General features: G+C 68.8%; 14 protein-coding genes. 5 read left to right on the forward strand and 9 right to left on the reverse strand.

Annotated elements, in window-relative coordinates:
* The first annotated feature begins 485 nt into the window (after positions 1-485).
* Complete coding sequence (locus tag AC5Y2S_RS02685) at positions 486-1,343, forward strand: HAD-IB family hydrolase (protein WP_499953621.1); 858 nt, start codon at positions 486-488, stop codon at positions 1,341-1,343.
* 430 nt (positions 1,344-1,773) lie between these two features.
* Here the strand turns inward: AC5Y2S_RS02685 and AC5Y2S_RS02690 are convergent, their stop codons facing one another.
* The 5 genes from AC5Y2S_RS02690 to AC5Y2S_RS02710 are packed head-to-tail and all read right to left on the reverse strand — an operon-like array spanning position 1,774 to position 7,577.
* Positions 1,774-2,532, reverse strand: coding sequence for an oxidoreductase (locus AC5Y2S_RS02690; protein WP_499953622.1), 759 nt, complete (start codon positions 2,530-2,532; stop codon positions 1,774-1,776).
* Positions 2,533-2,566: 34 nt separating this feature from the next.
* Positions 2,567-4,180, reverse strand: coding sequence for a dipeptide ABC transporter ATP-binding protein (locus tag AC5Y2S_RS02695; protein ID WP_499953623.1), 1,614 nt, complete (start codon positions 4,178-4,180; stop codon positions 2,567-2,569).
* Complete coding sequence (locus AC5Y2S_RS02700) at positions 4,177-5,040, reverse strand: ABC transporter permease (protein WP_499953625.1); 864 nt, start codon at positions 5,038-5,040, stop codon at positions 4,177-4,179. The genes AC5Y2S_RS02695 and AC5Y2S_RS02700 overlap by 4 nt, the downstream gene beginning before the upstream one ends.
* Positions 5,033-5,959: an ABC transporter permease gene (locus AC5Y2S_RS02705; protein ID WP_499953626.1), complete on the reverse strand. Its 927-nt coding sequence runs from the start codon at positions 5,957-5,959 to the stop codon at positions 5,033-5,035. The genes AC5Y2S_RS02700 and AC5Y2S_RS02705 overlap by 8 nt, the downstream gene beginning before the upstream one ends.
* A gap of 1 nt (position 5,960) precedes the next feature.
* A complete protein-coding gene (locus tag AC5Y2S_RS02710; protein WP_499953628.1) occupies positions 5,961-7,577 on the reverse strand; it encodes a peptide ABC transporter substrate-binding protein in 1,617 nt (538 codons plus the stop codon).
* A 96-nt stretch (positions 7,578-7,673) separates the two neighbouring features.
* Here AC5Y2S_RS02710 and AC5Y2S_RS02715 point away from each other — a divergent pair, with 96 nt between their 5' ends.
* Entirely contained in the window at positions 7,674-8,363 is a 690-nt protein-coding gene (locus AC5Y2S_RS02715) for an LppU/SCO3897 family protein (protein ID WP_499953629.1), read from the forward strand.
* A gap of 6 nt (positions 8,364-8,369) precedes the next feature.
* Here the strand turns inward: AC5Y2S_RS02715 and AC5Y2S_RS02720 are convergent, their stop codons facing one another.
* A complete protein-coding gene (locus AC5Y2S_RS02720) occupies positions 8,370-8,834 on the reverse strand; it encodes a DUF4232 domain-containing protein (protein WP_499954339.1) in 465 nt (154 codons plus the stop codon).
* A 186-nt stretch (positions 8,835-9,020) separates the two neighbouring features.
* Between AC5Y2S_RS02720 and acs the strand changes: the two genes are divergently transcribed.
* Positions 9,021-10,970, forward strand: a complete 1,950-nt coding sequence (gene acs, locus AC5Y2S_RS02725) for an acetate--CoA ligase (RefSeq protein ID WP_499953631.1) — start codon at positions 9,021-9,023, stop codon at positions 10,968-10,970.
* A 10-nt stretch (positions 10,971-10,980) separates the two neighbouring features.
* On the opposite strand, the gene AC5Y2S_RS02730 is transcribed toward acs, so the two are convergent.
* On the reverse strand, positions 10,981-11,676 hold the full coding sequence (locus AC5Y2S_RS02730; RefSeq protein WP_499953632.1) for a S1 family peptidase: 696 nt from the start codon (positions 11,674-11,676) through the stop codon (positions 10,981-10,983).
* A 184-nt stretch (positions 11,677-11,860) separates the two neighbouring features.
* On the opposite strand from AC5Y2S_RS02730, the gene AC5Y2S_RS02735 reads away from it, so the two are divergent.
* Positions 11,861-12,391, forward strand: a complete 531-nt coding sequence (locus tag AC5Y2S_RS02735) for a phage holin family protein (protein ID WP_499953634.1) — start codon at positions 11,861-11,863, stop codon at positions 12,389-12,391.
* Complete coding sequence (locus AC5Y2S_RS02740) at positions 12,392-13,369, forward strand: alpha/beta fold hydrolase (protein WP_499953635.1); 978 nt, start codon at positions 12,392-12,394, stop codon at positions 13,367-13,369.
* Here the strand turns inward: AC5Y2S_RS02740 and marP are convergent.
* Together marP and AC5Y2S_RS02750 are read right to left on the reverse strand one after the other, a co-directional pair.
* On the reverse strand, positions 13,362-14,555 hold the full coding sequence (marP, locus tag AC5Y2S_RS02745) for an acid resistance serine protease MarP (RefSeq protein WP_499907613.1): 1,194 nt from the start codon (positions 14,553-14,555) through the stop codon (positions 13,362-13,364). The genes AC5Y2S_RS02740 and marP overlap by 8 nt on opposite strands.
* 11 nt (positions 14,556-14,566) lie before the next feature.
* Positions 14,567-15,364, reverse strand: a complete 798-nt coding sequence (locus AC5Y2S_RS02750; RefSeq protein ID WP_499953637.1) for an NUDIX hydrolase — start codon at positions 15,362-15,364, stop codon at positions 14,567-14,569.

The following is a 15,364-nucleotide window of genomic DNA, read 5'->3' on the forward strand; positions in this document are numbered from 1 at the left end:
CACGCCCGAAGAACCCGCCGCTTTCGGGCGGATGGTGCTCGTCACCAACCCACCTTGCGGGGCCGTGACCTTGGCACACCAGTCCCAAAGCCGGATTTGTGGATAGAGACGCCAGTGTGTACAAACGCGTCGCCCGGGAGCTCAGCCTCGGCGCTCGGGACTCCTTCCCGCAACGCCCGGCGACCGGTGGATCGACGCCCGATGGTGGCGGGAAAACTTACCCCAGAAAAGGGACGACCCCCGCCAGGGGGGGAGGAGGCGAGGGTCGTCGTGTATCAGCCCCGGGGGGTCGGGCTGATGCACCCTCGGCTCAGGCCGAGTAATGCTTACTATACACATGACAGTCGGGACTAACGCAAGTAGTTGTTCGATCGAAAGGTACGTTGAGCCGCAAAAATACCGACGGTATGTTCTTGGCCCCGTCATGAGCGCCGTTTTGGGCCCAACGCCGGGGCGCCGCCGGATCGCCGACCTATGCTGGATCGGTGACCGTCTCCGACTCGGCCGCGCGGCAGCAAACCTCACCGGAAACACCTGCAACCCCAGCTCCTCGCGCGCGCACTGCCGCCTTCTTCGACCTGGACAAAACCATCATCGCCAAGTCCAGCACGCTCGCTTTCAGCAAACCCTTCTTCAACCAGGGTCTGCTCAACCGCCGCGCCGTGCTCAAGTCCAGCTACGCCCAGTTCATCTACCTGCTCTCCGGCGCTGATCATGACCAGATGGACCGGATGCGCATCCACATGACGAACATGGTCGCCGGTTGGGACGTCGAACAGGTCAAGTCGATCGTCAGCGAGACGCTGCACGACATCGTCACCCCGCTGGTGTTCGCGGAAGCCGCGGACCTCATCGCGGCCCACAAACTGTGCGGCCGCGACGTGGTTGTGGTCTCGGCGTCCGGCGAAGAGATCGTGGCGCCCATCGCCCGTGCGCTCGGTGCCACGCATGCGATGGCGACCCGGATGGTCGTCGACGACGGCAAGTACTCCGGCGAGATCGCGTTCTACTGCTACGGCGAAGGCAAGGTGCAAGCGATCCGCGAGCTGGCCGCCCGCGAGGGCTACCCGCTGGAACACTGCTACGCCTACTCCGACTCGATCACCGACCTGCCGATGCTCGAGACCGTCGGCCACCCCAGCGTGGTCAATCCCGACCGCGCCTTGCGCAAAGAGGCCGGCGAGCGCGGCTGGCCCGTGTTGATGTTTTCCCGCCCGGTGTCGTTGCGCGACCGGATCCCGGCGCCGTCGGGCGCCGCGATCGCGACCACCGCCGCGGTGGGCGTCACGGCGCTCGCCGCCGGCGCGGTCACCTACTCTTTGCTGCGCCGCTTCGCCTTTTAGCCGCGCAGCAAACATGCAATTCGCGCAATAGATTTTTGCTTCGCAATTAGGCCTTGATGTGCTAGAGGTCTAGTAGTACAAAGGAACCACGGAAGCCCGATGAGGCCAAGGTCGATCCGGAAGAGAAGGATCGTTCTCCCGAACCGGGCGCCCAGCACGGAACCCGGCACCCACGCGGAGTCATAGCCGCGATAATGGCAGAAGTGTTGCGGGCCTGCGTAATTGCGAGAAGTGAAAAGCATCGACGGCCCTTTGGGTGGGGTTGCAGCCGGAAACATCGCAAGATCGCCGAGGCCAACCCACGCAGCCCAGAAATGCACGCTTGGTAACCGAGCTCCGTGCTAGCGGGCGGCGGACCGAATAATTCGGGACGTCGCCCGCTTTACATTTGTGAAACAAATTCCCGGACGCCGATTTTGGTGTCCGCCGGCTACCGATTCTGCAGCGATTCGGCGATCGACAAAGCCTCCTGCGCGCCGGCCTGCAGCGCCCGGCAACACAGCACCAGCCAGGCGCCGACACCGTCCGGGGTGCCGTCGGCGAACCCGCGCGCGGCGTCGCGGTAATCCGCCGGCTGCCGCATCCAGCTCACCTCGGGTACCCCCAACCCGTGCGGGTCCAGCCCGCTGGCGATCGTCACCAGCCGCGACACCGCCCGGGCCACCACGCCGTCGGCGCTGCCAAACGGCTTGAGCGTCAGCAACTCTCCATGCGCGACGGCGGCCACCACCGGCGCCGGGGCGGACGTGCGGCCGGTCACCAACCCCGCCAGCAACTCCAGCCGCGGCCCGACGTCGGCGTCGGCCCGCGGGCGCCCGAGCCGATCGTCGTCGACCTGGTCGGCTGCCGCGAGCATGTGCAGACGGGCCAGCGCCTGCAGCGGCGCCCGCTGCCAGATCCCGACCAGCGGCCCTCCCCCGCCCTCCAGCGCCTGGGCCACCCGCAGCGCTCCGCCGAACACCGGCTCGCTCACCTGCGCGGCGTCCGCCAAATCGTCCAGCCGCACGGGACCGCCGTCGAGGACCGAGGACGCGCGCGCCGCCCGCAACGCCGCTTCGGCCGCGGTCACCGTCCAGCGACGCAGATTGGCCGGGTGGCGATGCGCGCGGCCGAGCGCCTCGCGGGCCCGGTCGCTGGCCTCGGCGACGCCGGGCAGCTCCAGCAGCGGGGCCAGAGGGTCTGCCGTCACAGCTTGCCAACCTATCGGGGCGGCCCGAACGCGCTCACGCCGGACGGGGAATGGCCTCCAGCAACCGGCGGGTGTACTCGTGGCCGGGCCGCGTGAACAACTCCTCGGTGGGCGCCTGCTCCACCACTCGGCCGGCCCGCATCACCAGGACGTCGTCGGCGATCTGCCTAATCACCGCCAGGTCGTGGCTGATGAACAGGTAGGTCAGGCCCATTTCGGCCTGCAGCTGGGCCAGCAGGTCCAGTAGCTGCGCCTGCACGAGCACGTCGAGCGCCGACACCGCCTCGTCGCAGACCAGCACCTCGGGCCGCAGCGCCAGCGCCCGGGCGATCGCCACCCGCTGCCGTTGCCCGCCCGACAGTTCACGGGGCAGGCGGCGCAACACCGACGACGGCAGCGCGACGTGGTCGACGAGCTCGCGCACCGCCCGCTCGCGCTGCTTGCGGTCGCCGACCCGGTGAATGCGCAGCGGCTCCTCGATGGCGCGAAACACCGAATACATGGGATCGAGGCTGCTGTAAGGGTTTTGGAACACCGGTTGCACGCGCCGGCGAAACGCCAGCGCCTCGTCCCGGCCCAACCCGTCGTCGATCCGGGTGCCGTCGAAGACCACCGTGCCCGACGTGGGTCGCAGCAGACCCAACACCATCCGCGCCAGCGTCGACTTGCCCGAACCCGACTCGCCGGCGATCGCCAGGGTGCTCGCGCGGCGCAACCGAAACGACACCGCGTCGACGGCGCGAAACTCCGCGCGCCGCCAGGGCGCCCCGTGCGAGTCCCGGTAGACCTTGGTCAACTCCGACACGACGAGGATGTCCTCGGCGGGCTCCTTCGCGGCAGGCGTGCGGGCCCGGGACGGGCCGGGTCCCAATGACGGGGCGGCGGCTACCAGCCGTCGGGTGTACTCGTGGCGCGGCCGGGACAGGATCGCTTGCGCGGCACCGGATTCCACCACCACGCCGCGATGGACGACGATCACCGTCTCGGCCCGTTCGGCGGCGAGCGCCAGGTCGTGGGTGATCAGCAGCAGCGCGGTGCCGAGTTGGTCGGTGAGCCCCTGCAGATGGTCGAGCACCTGCCGCTGCACGGTGACGTCCAGCGCCGACGTCGGCTCGTCCGCGATCAGCAGCTTGGGGCGTCCGGCCAGCCCGATGGCGATCAGCGCGCGCTGGCACATGCCGCCGGACAGCTGGTGGGGATATCGGCCGGCCTGTTTGGCCGGATCCGGCATGCCCGCCTCGGCCAGCAGGTCGACGGCGCGGCGCCGCGCGTCGCGGGTATCTGTGTTCGCCCGCAACGCTTCTGAGATCTGGAACCCCACCTTCCAGACCGGGTTGAGGTTGGTCATCGGGTCCTGGGGCACGTAGCCGATTTCGCGGCCCCTGATCGACCGCAGCAGCCGGCGGTCGGCGCCGGTGATGTCGCGGCCGTCGAACACGATGCGGCCGGCCGAGATTCGGCCGCCGGGCGGCAGCAGCCCGAGGACCGCGGCGGCCGTGGTGGATTTCCCGGATCCCGACTCGCCGACCACCGCGACGGTCTGCCCGCGCAGCACGGTCAGGTCCACGCCGCACACCGCGGGGGCGTTCGCGCCGAACCTGACCTCCAGGCCCTCCACCGACAGCAGCGGCGCGCCGTGGGTGCTCATGCGCGGTACGCCCGCGACGCCGGATCCAGGGCGTCGCGCAGCGCGTCGCCCATCATCATGAACGCGAGCACCGTGATCGCCAGCGCGCCGGCCGGATAGAACAGGATCGGGGAGCCGGAGCGCAGCCGGCTCTGCGCCAGGTTGATGTCGCCGCCCCACGACACCACGGTCGTCGGCAGCCCGACCCCGAGGTAGGACAGCGTCGCCTCGGTGACGATGAAGATGCCCAGGGCGATGGTCCCCACCGCGATCACCGGGCCCAGGGCGTTGGGCACCGCATGGCGCAGCAAGATCTGAAACCTGCTCAACCCCAAGGCTTTCGCGGCCAGCACATAATCACTGGCGCGAACCTCGAGCACCGCACCGCGGGCGATCCTGGCCACCTGCGGCCAACCGAACAGGGCCAGGATGGCGATCACCGTCCACACCGTGCGGTGGTGCAGGACCTGCATCAGCACGATGGCGGCCAACAGCAGCGGCAATCCGAAGAACACGTCGGTGACCCGGGAGACCACCGCGTCGACCCAGCCGCCGTAGAAGCCGGCCAGCGCGCCCACCGCCCCCCCGACGACGAACACCACCAGCGTCGCGCCCAGCCCAACGGAGATCGAGGCCCGCGCCCCGTAGACGGTGCGCGCGTAGATGTCGTGGCCCTGCAGATCGGTGCCGAACCAGTGCGCCGACGACGGCCCGAGCAGGCTCTGGGCGGGATCGGCATAGCTGGGATCGACGCCGGTGAACCACGCCGGAAACGCCGCCACGACAACGACGAACAGGATCAGTGCACCGGCGGCGAAGAACTTTGGCCGCCGGCGCAGCTTGCGCCAGGTCTCACCCCAGAAACCCGAGTGCTCAGCCATAGCGGATCCGGGGGTCCAGGGCCGCGTACAGCAGGTCCACCAGCAGATTGGCAACCAGATAGATTCCCACCAGCACCGTCACGATCGACACCACCGTCGGCGCCTCCTGCCGGGTGACCGCCTGATACAGCACACCGCCGACGCCGTGGATGTTGAAGATGCCCTCGGTCACGATGGCCCCGCCCATCAACGCGCCCAGATCCGCGCCCAGAAAAGTCACCACCGGGATCAGCGAGTTTCGCAAGATGTGCACCGTCACCACCCGGGGCCGCGACAACCCCTTGGCGGTGGCGGTGCGGACGTAGTCCGCGTGTGCGTTTGCGGCCACCGAGGAACGGGTCAACCGCACCACGTAGGCGAATGACACGGCGCCCAACACGATCCCGGGCAATAGCAGTCGCCCGAATGTCGCCCGCTCGCCGACGGTTACCGGCGCGATCCCCAGCCACACGCCGAACACAAACTGCGCCAGAAAGCCCAGTACGAAAATTGGGATCGCGATGACGATCAGCCCGGCGATGAGCACCGTGGCGTCGAAAATGCCCCCCTGACGCAAGCCTGCGATCACACCGAACCCGATCCCCAGCACCGCCTCCACCGCCAGGGCGATCAGCGCCAGCCGGATGGTCACCGGAAAGGCGTGTGCCAGAACCGAACTGACCGGCAAACCGGAATAGGCGCGCCCCAGGTCGCCGCGAAAGATGCCGCCGAGGTAGCGCAGGTACTGGACCAGGAAGGGATCGTCGAGGTGGTAGCGGGCGCGCAGTGCGGCGGCCACCGCGGGAGTGAGCGGACGATCCCCGGCGATCGCGGCCACCGGGTCACCCGGCAGCAGGAAGACCATGCCGTAGATCAGCAGCGTGGCGCCGAGGAAAACCGGCACCATCACGGCGATTCGGCGCGCTATGTACCAACCCATGTCAGGCCTTGACGATGTTCTCGTAGTCGGGCAGCCCGTTCCATGTCACCGTGACGCCCCGTACCGCCGGCGACCATCCCACCACGGCGATGTAATACCAGAGCGGCACGGCAGGCATGTCGTGCAGCAGGATTCGCTGCGCGGCGTTGGCCAGCACGTCCGCCTCCTGCAGGCCGGGCGCGGCCTCGGCGGCGGCCAGCGAGGCATCGAACTCCCGGCTGGAGTATCCGACGTCGTTGGATCCCGCACCGGTCGCGTACAGTGGGGCGAGGAACTCGATCATCGACGGATAGTCCCCGATCCAGCCCGCACGGAACGCGGTGTCGATCTGGCGGTTGGTGATCAGGGTGCGGTATCCCGCGAAGGTGGGGTGCGGCGCGCCGGCCGCGTCGATGCCCAGCACGTTCTTGATGCTGTTGGCGACCGCGTCCACCCATTCCTGATGGCCGCTGTCGGCGTTGTAGGCGATCAGGTAGCGGCCGCTCCACGGCGAGATCGCATTGGCCTGCGCCCAGAGCTGCCGGGCCCGGTCGGGATTGAAGTCCAACGCGTCGTTGCCCGGGATGTTCGGATCAAACCCCGGCAGGGACCGGGCGGTGAAATCGCGCGCCGGGCTGCGGGTTCCGTTGAAGATCTGCTGACAGATCTGCGGACGGTTGATGGCCGCCGACAACGCCAACCGGCGCAGCCGGCCCTCCTCACCGCCGAAATGCGGCAGCCGCAGCGGCGTGTCGAGCGACTGGCTCACCGCGACGGGACCGCTGGCGAAGTTACCGCCCAGGTCACGCTTGTAGATCGTCAGCGCGCTCGACGGAATCGTGTCCAGGACATCGAGATTGCCGGACAACAGGTCTGCGTAGGCGGTGTCCAGGTTGCCGTAGAACTCGAACCTCAGGCCCTTGTTGTGCGGCTTGCGGTTGCCGTGGTAACCCGGGTTGGGCCTCAGGTCGATCTTCACGTTGTGTTCCCAGGCCGGCCCGTCGGGTCCATCGGAAAGCTGGTACGGGCCGTCTCCGACCGGGTTGCGACCGAACGCCGCCATATCCCGAAATGCCCCGTCCGGCAACGGATAAAACGCGCTGTGGCCCAGCCGCAGCGTGAAGTCGACGGTGGGCGCCTTGAGCCGCACGGTGAATTCGAGATCATTGACCACCCGCAGCCCGGACATGCTGGTGCGCTTTGGCTCACCACCGGAAACCTCGTCGAACCCGTCGATCGGGCTGAAAAAGTCCTGCTGCAGTTGGGCATTGGTGCTCAGCGCCCCGTAGTTCCACGCGTCGACGAACGAGCGGGCCGTCACCGGCGAGCCGTCGGTGAACTTCCAGCCCGGTTTGAGCAGGATCCGGTAGTTGACGTTGTCGGTCGTCTCGATCGACTGCGCCACCTCCGGCGAAGGCTTGCCGGCCGCATCGTAGGACACCAGGCCGGCGAACAATCGATCGAGGATCCGCCCGCCCAGGCTGTCGTTGGTGCCGGTCGGAATCAACGGGTTCGGTGGCTCCCCGCTGTTGACCACCACCAGATCGGGGCTGAGCATGCCGCCCCCGCAGCCGGCCAGCGTCCCGGCCGCCAGCATTCCGGCGGCCAGGACGGCCAGCGCGGCAAGCATCCGACGCATGCCAGCGACCATAAGGCCTGCGACGCCGCCGACCGAACGGGCGCGCCTGGTCGGCGATCGGGAAGTCCCGCAACGCGTCGCCGCTAGGATGGCCCTGTGACCTCGCACGAAGTCGGCGTTCAGGTCGGATATCTGGCGGCGATCTTCGGCGTTCCGATTATCGGGGTGGCCTGTCTCATCATCGGATTGCGCCTGCGCAACGCGCGGGCGGTCACCAGCGGCACACCCAGTTCGCCGCGGCCCCGACCCACCAGGTGGGCCACCACGCTGATCGTCGTCGGCGCCGTCCTGCTTACTCTGGGCGCGCTGGGCATCGCGGGAAATCTCGTGCGACTGAACAAGCGGAGCCTGTTCGACACCGACAAGTCCATGCCGGTGGGCCAGTGCATCGACCAAAATGCTTTTCTTGCACGGTCTTTCAGCTCGAGCCCGGCCAACGACTGCGCCAACCCGGCGAAGACCTACCAACTGGCCTTCAAAGGTGCCCCCTCGGCGAACTGCCCGGACGGCAAACGCGATAACTCCGTCTATAGCCGCTACACCGACGACTCCGCCATCCTGTGCTTCGCGCTCAACCTCCAGCAGGGCCGCTGCTACCAACTGACCAACGGATCCCAAAACCTGACGCTGCGGCCGGACGACTGCGGCGAGCCCCAGCCGTCGCTGGACAGGGTCGTCCAGCGCATCGACGGCAGCACGGACACCACCCGATGCGCGCCCGGCGACAAGGCCATCGCCTACCCGGCCCCACCGCGCGTGTACTGCCTGGCACGCGCCGACGCCTAAGCGCGATCAGCCCGCGGTGACGGGATGGACCTCCAGCCGGCACGCGTCGATGGTGGCCGGCACGGTGAACACCTGCGTGATGGCCGGCGGACTGACGGCCAGGTCCGTGTAGCCGGGGCACGGGCTGCCGTCGGCGTCGACGGCCATGCCCTCCACGACCGCCTGGCCCTGAGTCGACAGCGACAGCGTGACGGTCGGCGGGACGTCGACGCCGGCGGGCAGCCCGCCCAGATACCCCCGCGGCGTCTGCTGGGCGTGGATGAGCGGCCCGCCGCTGCCCGAATCGACACCGGGGTAGCCGGTGAGCGTGCACGGGTCCGCCCCGCCGGCCAGCGCGAACAGCAGTGTCACGCCGCGATGGCCGACCGCGGCCTGCGTCGGGGAGGCGCTGACGGCGACCTGTTCCGACCAGCACGGCGTCGGCTGGTCGATGGCGTCGGACGGCTCGGCCCACGCAGCTGGCATCAGCATCCCCGTCGCCGCGTAAGCCGTTGCGGCCGCGGCGAAGCTGAGCGCGAGTCGGCGCGCCTGCGGTCCCGGCACATCGGTGATTATCCGGCATGCGGCCGTGTTTGACCCCGGATCGGGCAGCGGCTTTTCACCTGGAAGGTCTAGGCTCACTGACGGTTGACGCGCCTCGACGCTAGGAGGAAACCAGTGACCGCCACCCACACCGAGGGCCCGACGTCGTATCCGCCGTCGGCGCAGTTCGCCGAGCAGGCCAACGCGGGTGAGGAGCTGTACCGCGAGGCTGAGCGGGACCGGCTGGCGTTTTGGGCCAAGCAGGCCGAGCGGCTGTCCTGGTCGACGCCGTTCACGCAGGTTTTGGACTGGTCGGAGGCGCCCTTCGCCAAATGGTTCGCCGACGGGAAGCTCAACGTCGCCTACAACTGCGTGGACCGCCATGTGGAGGCCGGCCTCGGGGATCGCGTCGCGATTCACTGGGAGGGCGAACCGGGCGACAGCCGCAGCCTGACCTACGCCGACCTGCAGGCCGAGGTGTGCAAGGCGGCCAACGCGCTGACCGACCTCGGTCTGGTCGCCGGCGACCGCGTCGCAATCTATATGCCCTTGATTCCCGAGGCCGTCGTCGCGATGCTCGCCTGTGCCCGGCTGGGCGTCATGCACAGCGTCGTGTTCGCCGGGTTCACCGCGAAGGCGTTGCGGGCCCGGATCGCCGACGCGCAGGCCAAGCTGGTGATCACCAGCGACGGGCAGTTCCGCCGCGGCAAGCCGGCCCCGCTCAAGGAGGCGGCCGACGAGGCCGTCTCGGACCCCGACAGCCCCGTCGAGCGCGTTCTGGTGGTGCGGCGCACCGGAATTGACGTGTCGTGGAACGACGAGCGCGACCTGTGGTGGCACGACGCGGTCGACTCGGCGTCACCCGAACACACCCCGCAGCCGTTCGACGCCGAGCAGCCGCTGTTCCTGCTGTACACCTCGGGAACCACCGGCAAGCCCAAGGGCATCGTGCACACCAGCGGCGGCTACCTGACCCAGTGCTCCTACACGCACCACTACGTGTTCGACATCAAGCCCGAAACCGATGTCTATTGGTGCACCGCCGACATCGGCTGGGTGACCGGGCACAGCTACGGCGTCTACGGTCCGCTGTCCAACGGGGTCACCGAGGTCCTCTACGAGGGCACGCCCGACTCGCCGACCCAGCACCGGCATTTCGAGATCATCGAAAAGCACGGCGTGACAATCTATTACACCGCCCCCACGCTCATCCGCACCTTTATGAAGTGGGGCCGCGAGATTCCCGACGCGCACGACCTGTCCAGCCTGCGACTGCTCGGCACGGTGGGCGAGCCGATCAACCCCGAGGCGTGGCGCTGGTACCGCACCGTGATCGGCGCCGACAGCCTCCCGATCGTGGACACCTGGTGGCAGACCGAAACGGGCGCCGCGATGATCTCCCCGCTGCCCGGAGTCACCGCGGCCAAACCGGGTTCGGCGATGAGGGCGTTGCCGGGCATCTCCGCGAGCATCGTCGATGACCACGGCGATCACCTGACACCCACCATCCATCACGGCGAACACGTCAGCGGCTACCTGATCCTGGACCAGCCGTGGCCCTCGATGCTGCGCGGCATCTGGGGCGATCCGGAGCGCTACGTCGAGACCTATTGGTCCCGGTTCGCCGAGCAGGGCTGGTATTTCGCCGGCGACAGCGCCTATTACGACCGTGACGGCGCCATCTGGGTGGTGGGCCGCATCGACGACGTGATGAACGTGTCGGGGCACCGGCTCTCGAGCGCCGAACTGGAGTCGGCGCTCGTCGGCCACCACGGGGTGGCCGAGGCCGCGGTGGTCGCGAAGGCCGACGAGACCACGGGCCAGGCAGTCTGCGCGTTCGTCGTCTTGTGCGCCGAGTACGAAGTGCATGACGGAATCGTCGACGAGCTGCGCGCCGAGGTGGCCAAGGAGATCTCCCCCATCGCCAAGCCGCGGGAGATCCACGTGGTGCCCGAGCTGCCCAAGACGCGCAGCGGCAAGATCATGCGCCGGCTGCTGCGCGACGTCGCCGAAAACCGCGAGTTGGGTGACACCTCGACGCTGCTGGATCCCGGTGTGTTCGACGCGATCCGGAGCGCGAAGTAGGTAGGCCCACTCAGCCCGGCAGTGGCACGAACCCCGCGCCGGCGCGGTGCTTGGCGTTGATGTCGGCGAGGTCGGCGTTGATCGACATCACCACCGCCGGGGTGTGCAGCGGGATGTATTTGATGATGCACGACGGCAGGTTGTCGCTGAACGCCCCGTGAATCATGCCGACCAGCAGGTTGTTGACGGTCACCGGCGCCCCGGAGTCTCCGGGTTGGCCGCACACCTGCATCACGATGGTGCCCGGGTCCTGGCCCGGCCCCCAGGTGACCCCGCAGGAATTGCCGGTCGTGCGGCCCTGCTTGCACGCGACCTGCCCGAACGTCGGGTCCGGGCCGATGCCGCTGATCACAAAGCCGTTGTAGTTGGCCACCGGGGCCACCTTCGCGGGATCGAACTTGATCACCGCGTAGTCCAAAACGTCGTTGCCCGCGACCATCACGCCCACCGGGCCCCGATCCTGGGCGGCTTCCGCCGCGACCTGCGCGCCGGGACCCCCGCAGTGCGCCGAAGTGAAGCCGATCAGCTCGCCGGCGGCGTCGGTGCCGATTGTCGTCAGGGTGCACATCGTGTCCCCGTTGATGACGATGCCGGCCCCGCCGCCCATCGGGATCCGGTCGTCGGCGCCCGCCTCGGCGGGGACGCTCATCAGGGCGACAAGCACGGCCACCATCGCCGCCCGGTAGCAACGGTAGGCCGTCTGCAATGCAATACCCCCATCGAGCGGTCGGACATCCTGAGTGGCCTGGTCAGTCTAGTCGGCCAGGGTGGCGGATTCGCCAGCGACGACGACGCGGCCGGGCCCCCTGCCGCGGCGCTTCAGCTGGCCTCGTCTGGCACCGCACCGCATGGCAACATGAACCGCGACGAGAGAACCGAGAGGACGGTCCGTGAGCAAAGACGATCGCAACAACGGTGTGCCCAGCACGCTGACCACGATTCCGTTGGCCGACCCGCACGCCAAGCCGGCCGAGCCGTCGATCGGTGACCTGATCAAAGACGCCACAACCCAGATGTCCACCCTGGTCCGCGCCGAGGTCGAACTCGCCCGTTCGGAGATCACCCGGGACGTCAAGAAGGGCCTGACCGGCAGCGTTTACTTCATTGCCGCGCTGGTGGTGCTGTTCTACTCCACGTTCTTCTTCTTTTTCTTCCTCGCCGAGCTGCTCGACGACTGGCTGTGGCGCTGGGTGGCGTTCCTGATCGTGTTCGGGATCATGGTGGTCGTCGGCGCCGTCCTGGGATTGCTGGGCTTCCTGAAGGTCCGGCGCATCCGCGGCCCGCGGCAGACCATCGAATCGGTCAAGGAGACGCGCACCGCGCTGACCCCCGGGCACGACAAGGCCGCCACCGGCGCGAAGGAACTCACCGAGTCCGGCGGCGGCAGGCACGAAAAACCCGCGGATCCCTCGGGTTGGTAGATGCCGGCACCAGATCCGTCGGTCACCCGCATCGACGGGCCGTGGCGCCACCTGGACGTGCACGCCAACGGCATCCGATTCCACGTCGTCGAAGCCCTGCCCGACGGGCAGGGTGACGGCGTTCCGCCCGCGCAGCCGGCCACCGCGCGGCCGCTGGTGATGCTGCTGCACGGTTTCGGGTCGTTCTGGTGGTCCTGGCGCCATCAGCTGCGCGGGCTGACCGGCGCGCGCGTGGTGGCGGTCGACCTGCGCGGCTACGGCGGCAGCGACAAGCCGCCCCGCGGCTACGACGGCTGGACGCTCGCCGGTGACACCGCCGGGCTGATTCGCGCGCTGGGGCACTCGTCGGCGACGCTGGTCGGCCACGCCGACGGCGGGCTGGCCTGCTGGGCCACCGCGCTGCTGCATTCGCGACTGGTGCGCGCCATCGCGCTGATCAGCTCGCCGCACCCGGCGGCGTTGCGGCGGTCCACGTTGACGCGGCGCGACCAGGGTTACGCGCTGCTGCCGACGTTGCTGGCCTACCAGCTGCCCATCTGGCCGGAGCGGCTGCTGACCCGGCACAACGCCGCGGAGATCGAGCGCCTGGTCCGGAGCCGAAGCTGCCCCAAATGGGTTGCCTCCGAGGATTTTTCACAGGCGATCCGGCACATGCGGACGGCCATTCGGATCCCGGCGGCCGCGCACTCCGCGCTGGAATACCAGCGCTGGGCGGTGCGCAGCCAGCTGCGCGGCGAAGGTCGGCGGTTCATGAAATCGATGTCACAGCAACTCGGCATGCCGCTGCTACACCTGCGCGGTGACGCCGATCCCTACGTACTTGCCGACCCGGTGGACCGCACCCGGCGTTACGCGGCCCACGGTCGCTACGTATCCATCACCGGCGCAGGCCATTTCAGTCACGAAGAGGCGCCGGAGGAAATCAACCGGCACCTGATGCGGTTCTTCGAGCAGGTGTACGGGAACCCCGTCAGCTGACGCAGGACCCGGTGGCGACCTGCTGGGTGTCGCCGATCTTGGAGAGCTGACTGGACACCTCGTCGGCGGTCAGCACGAAGCCGGTGTCGGGGTCGTCGACCGCGGCGCCGAACACGACACCAAGCACGTGACCGTTGAGGTCGATCAGCGGACCGCCGGAATTGCCTTGCTCCACACTGGCTCTGATGGTGTACACGTCGCGGGTGACCGGCGCCGGATCCCGGTAGATGTCGGGACCGCTGAGCCTGATCGCCTCGCGGATCCTGGCCGGGGTCGCGGTGAAGTTTCCGCCGCCCGGATAGCCCAGCACCACAACGCTTTCGCCGCTCTTGGCCTCGCCCTGGGCAAAGGCCAACGGCGCCGCCGGCAGGTTCGGGACGGCGAGGATCGCGATGTCGACCGACGGGTCGTAGGACACCACGGTGGCATCGAGGGGGTTGCCGCTGGCGTAGATCTGGACGCTGTTGGACCCGGCCACCACGTGCGCGTTGGTCATCACCCGGTCGGGCGCGATCACGAATCCGCTGCCCTCCAACACCTTTTGGCAGCTCGGCGCGAGGCTGCGCACCTTTACCACGCTCGGCGCGGCGGTCGTCACCACCGGGTTGGTGGCCAGGGCGGGGTCCGGCGACGCAACCGGAATCACCGGGGTGCGGCTGAACGGCTCGAGCACCGCGGGCAGCCCGGAGGTGTTCAACAGCGCCGAGAGACGCTTGGGCACCGTCTTGAGCCAGGGCGGCGCGACCTCGTTGACCTGCGCGAGCACCCGCGAACCCCGGACCGCGGCGGCCAGTTCGGGTTGATCCTTGGACTGGGTCAGCGGGGTGGCCAGCAGCCACGCCGCGGTCAGCACCACCACCAGCTGGACGCCCACGCCGATGACCGAGTCGATGGTTCGGATTGCGCGGCTGTGGATCGCGCCGCGGACGGCCCGCCCCAGCACCACCCCGGCGACCTCGCCGACGACCACCAGCGCGAGGATCAGGAACAGCGCGGTGAACAGTTTGGCGCGGGGCGCGGCGATGTGGCTGACGATGTGGGGCGCCAGCAGCACGCCCGCGATGGCCCCGAGCAACACGCCGACAAACGACAGCAGGGAGCCCAGCGCCCCCGAGCGCCAGCCGGAGATGGCCGCGATGAAAGCGACCGCCAGCACGGCGATGTCCAGCCACTGCGACGGGGTCATCGAGTTCATGTTCATCGGGCGCCGCCCTCGTCGCCGACCAGCACCATCGCCTCGTCCAGCTCGAGGATGTTGGTGGTGTCCCAGGGCCGGGCCCAGCCGGCCACGTCGAGCACCGCGGAAATGACCTGGCCGGTGAAGCCCCACACCAGCATCTGGTTCAACAGAAACGCCGGCCCGGCCCAGCGGCGGCCGAGGTTGCCTCGGTACACCATCAGCCGGTTGTCCGGATTGATGAAGGCGCGCACCGGAACCCGCGACACGATCGCGGTTTCGGTCTCGTCGACGACGGCCACCGGCCCCGGGTCCGGCGAGTACGCCAACACGGGCACGACGTGGAACCGGGACGGCGCGATGAACGTCCGTTCCATCGTGGCCAGTGGATGCAGCCGGCTGACGTCGATCCCGGTTTCCTCCTGCGCCTCCCGCAGCGCGGTGGCCACCGGACCGTCATCGGCGGGATCCGAGGCGCCGCCGGGAAAGGCCGCCTGGCCGGCGTGGTGGCGCAATGTCGAGGCCCGCACGGTCAGCAACAGATCGGCGTCGTCGGGCACACCACCGTCGGCCGGGCCGGACTCGGGACCGGAGAACAACACCAGAACGGCGGCCTCGCGGTCGTCCCCGAGCAACGACCCCATCGACGCCGCGGCCTTGGATGCGGTCACCATCGCCAGTACGCCGGCCGGCAGCCGATGCCGGTACGCCTCGGGGATCTGGCCCACGTTGTTCACCAGTGGGCGCAACCAGGGCGGCGACAAGTCGGGTATCAGCGGAATGGTCCCCCGCGAGCGGGGAAGGCCCCCAGAACCCAC

It is taken from the genome of Mycobacterium sp. NGS69 (assembly GCF_059812165.1).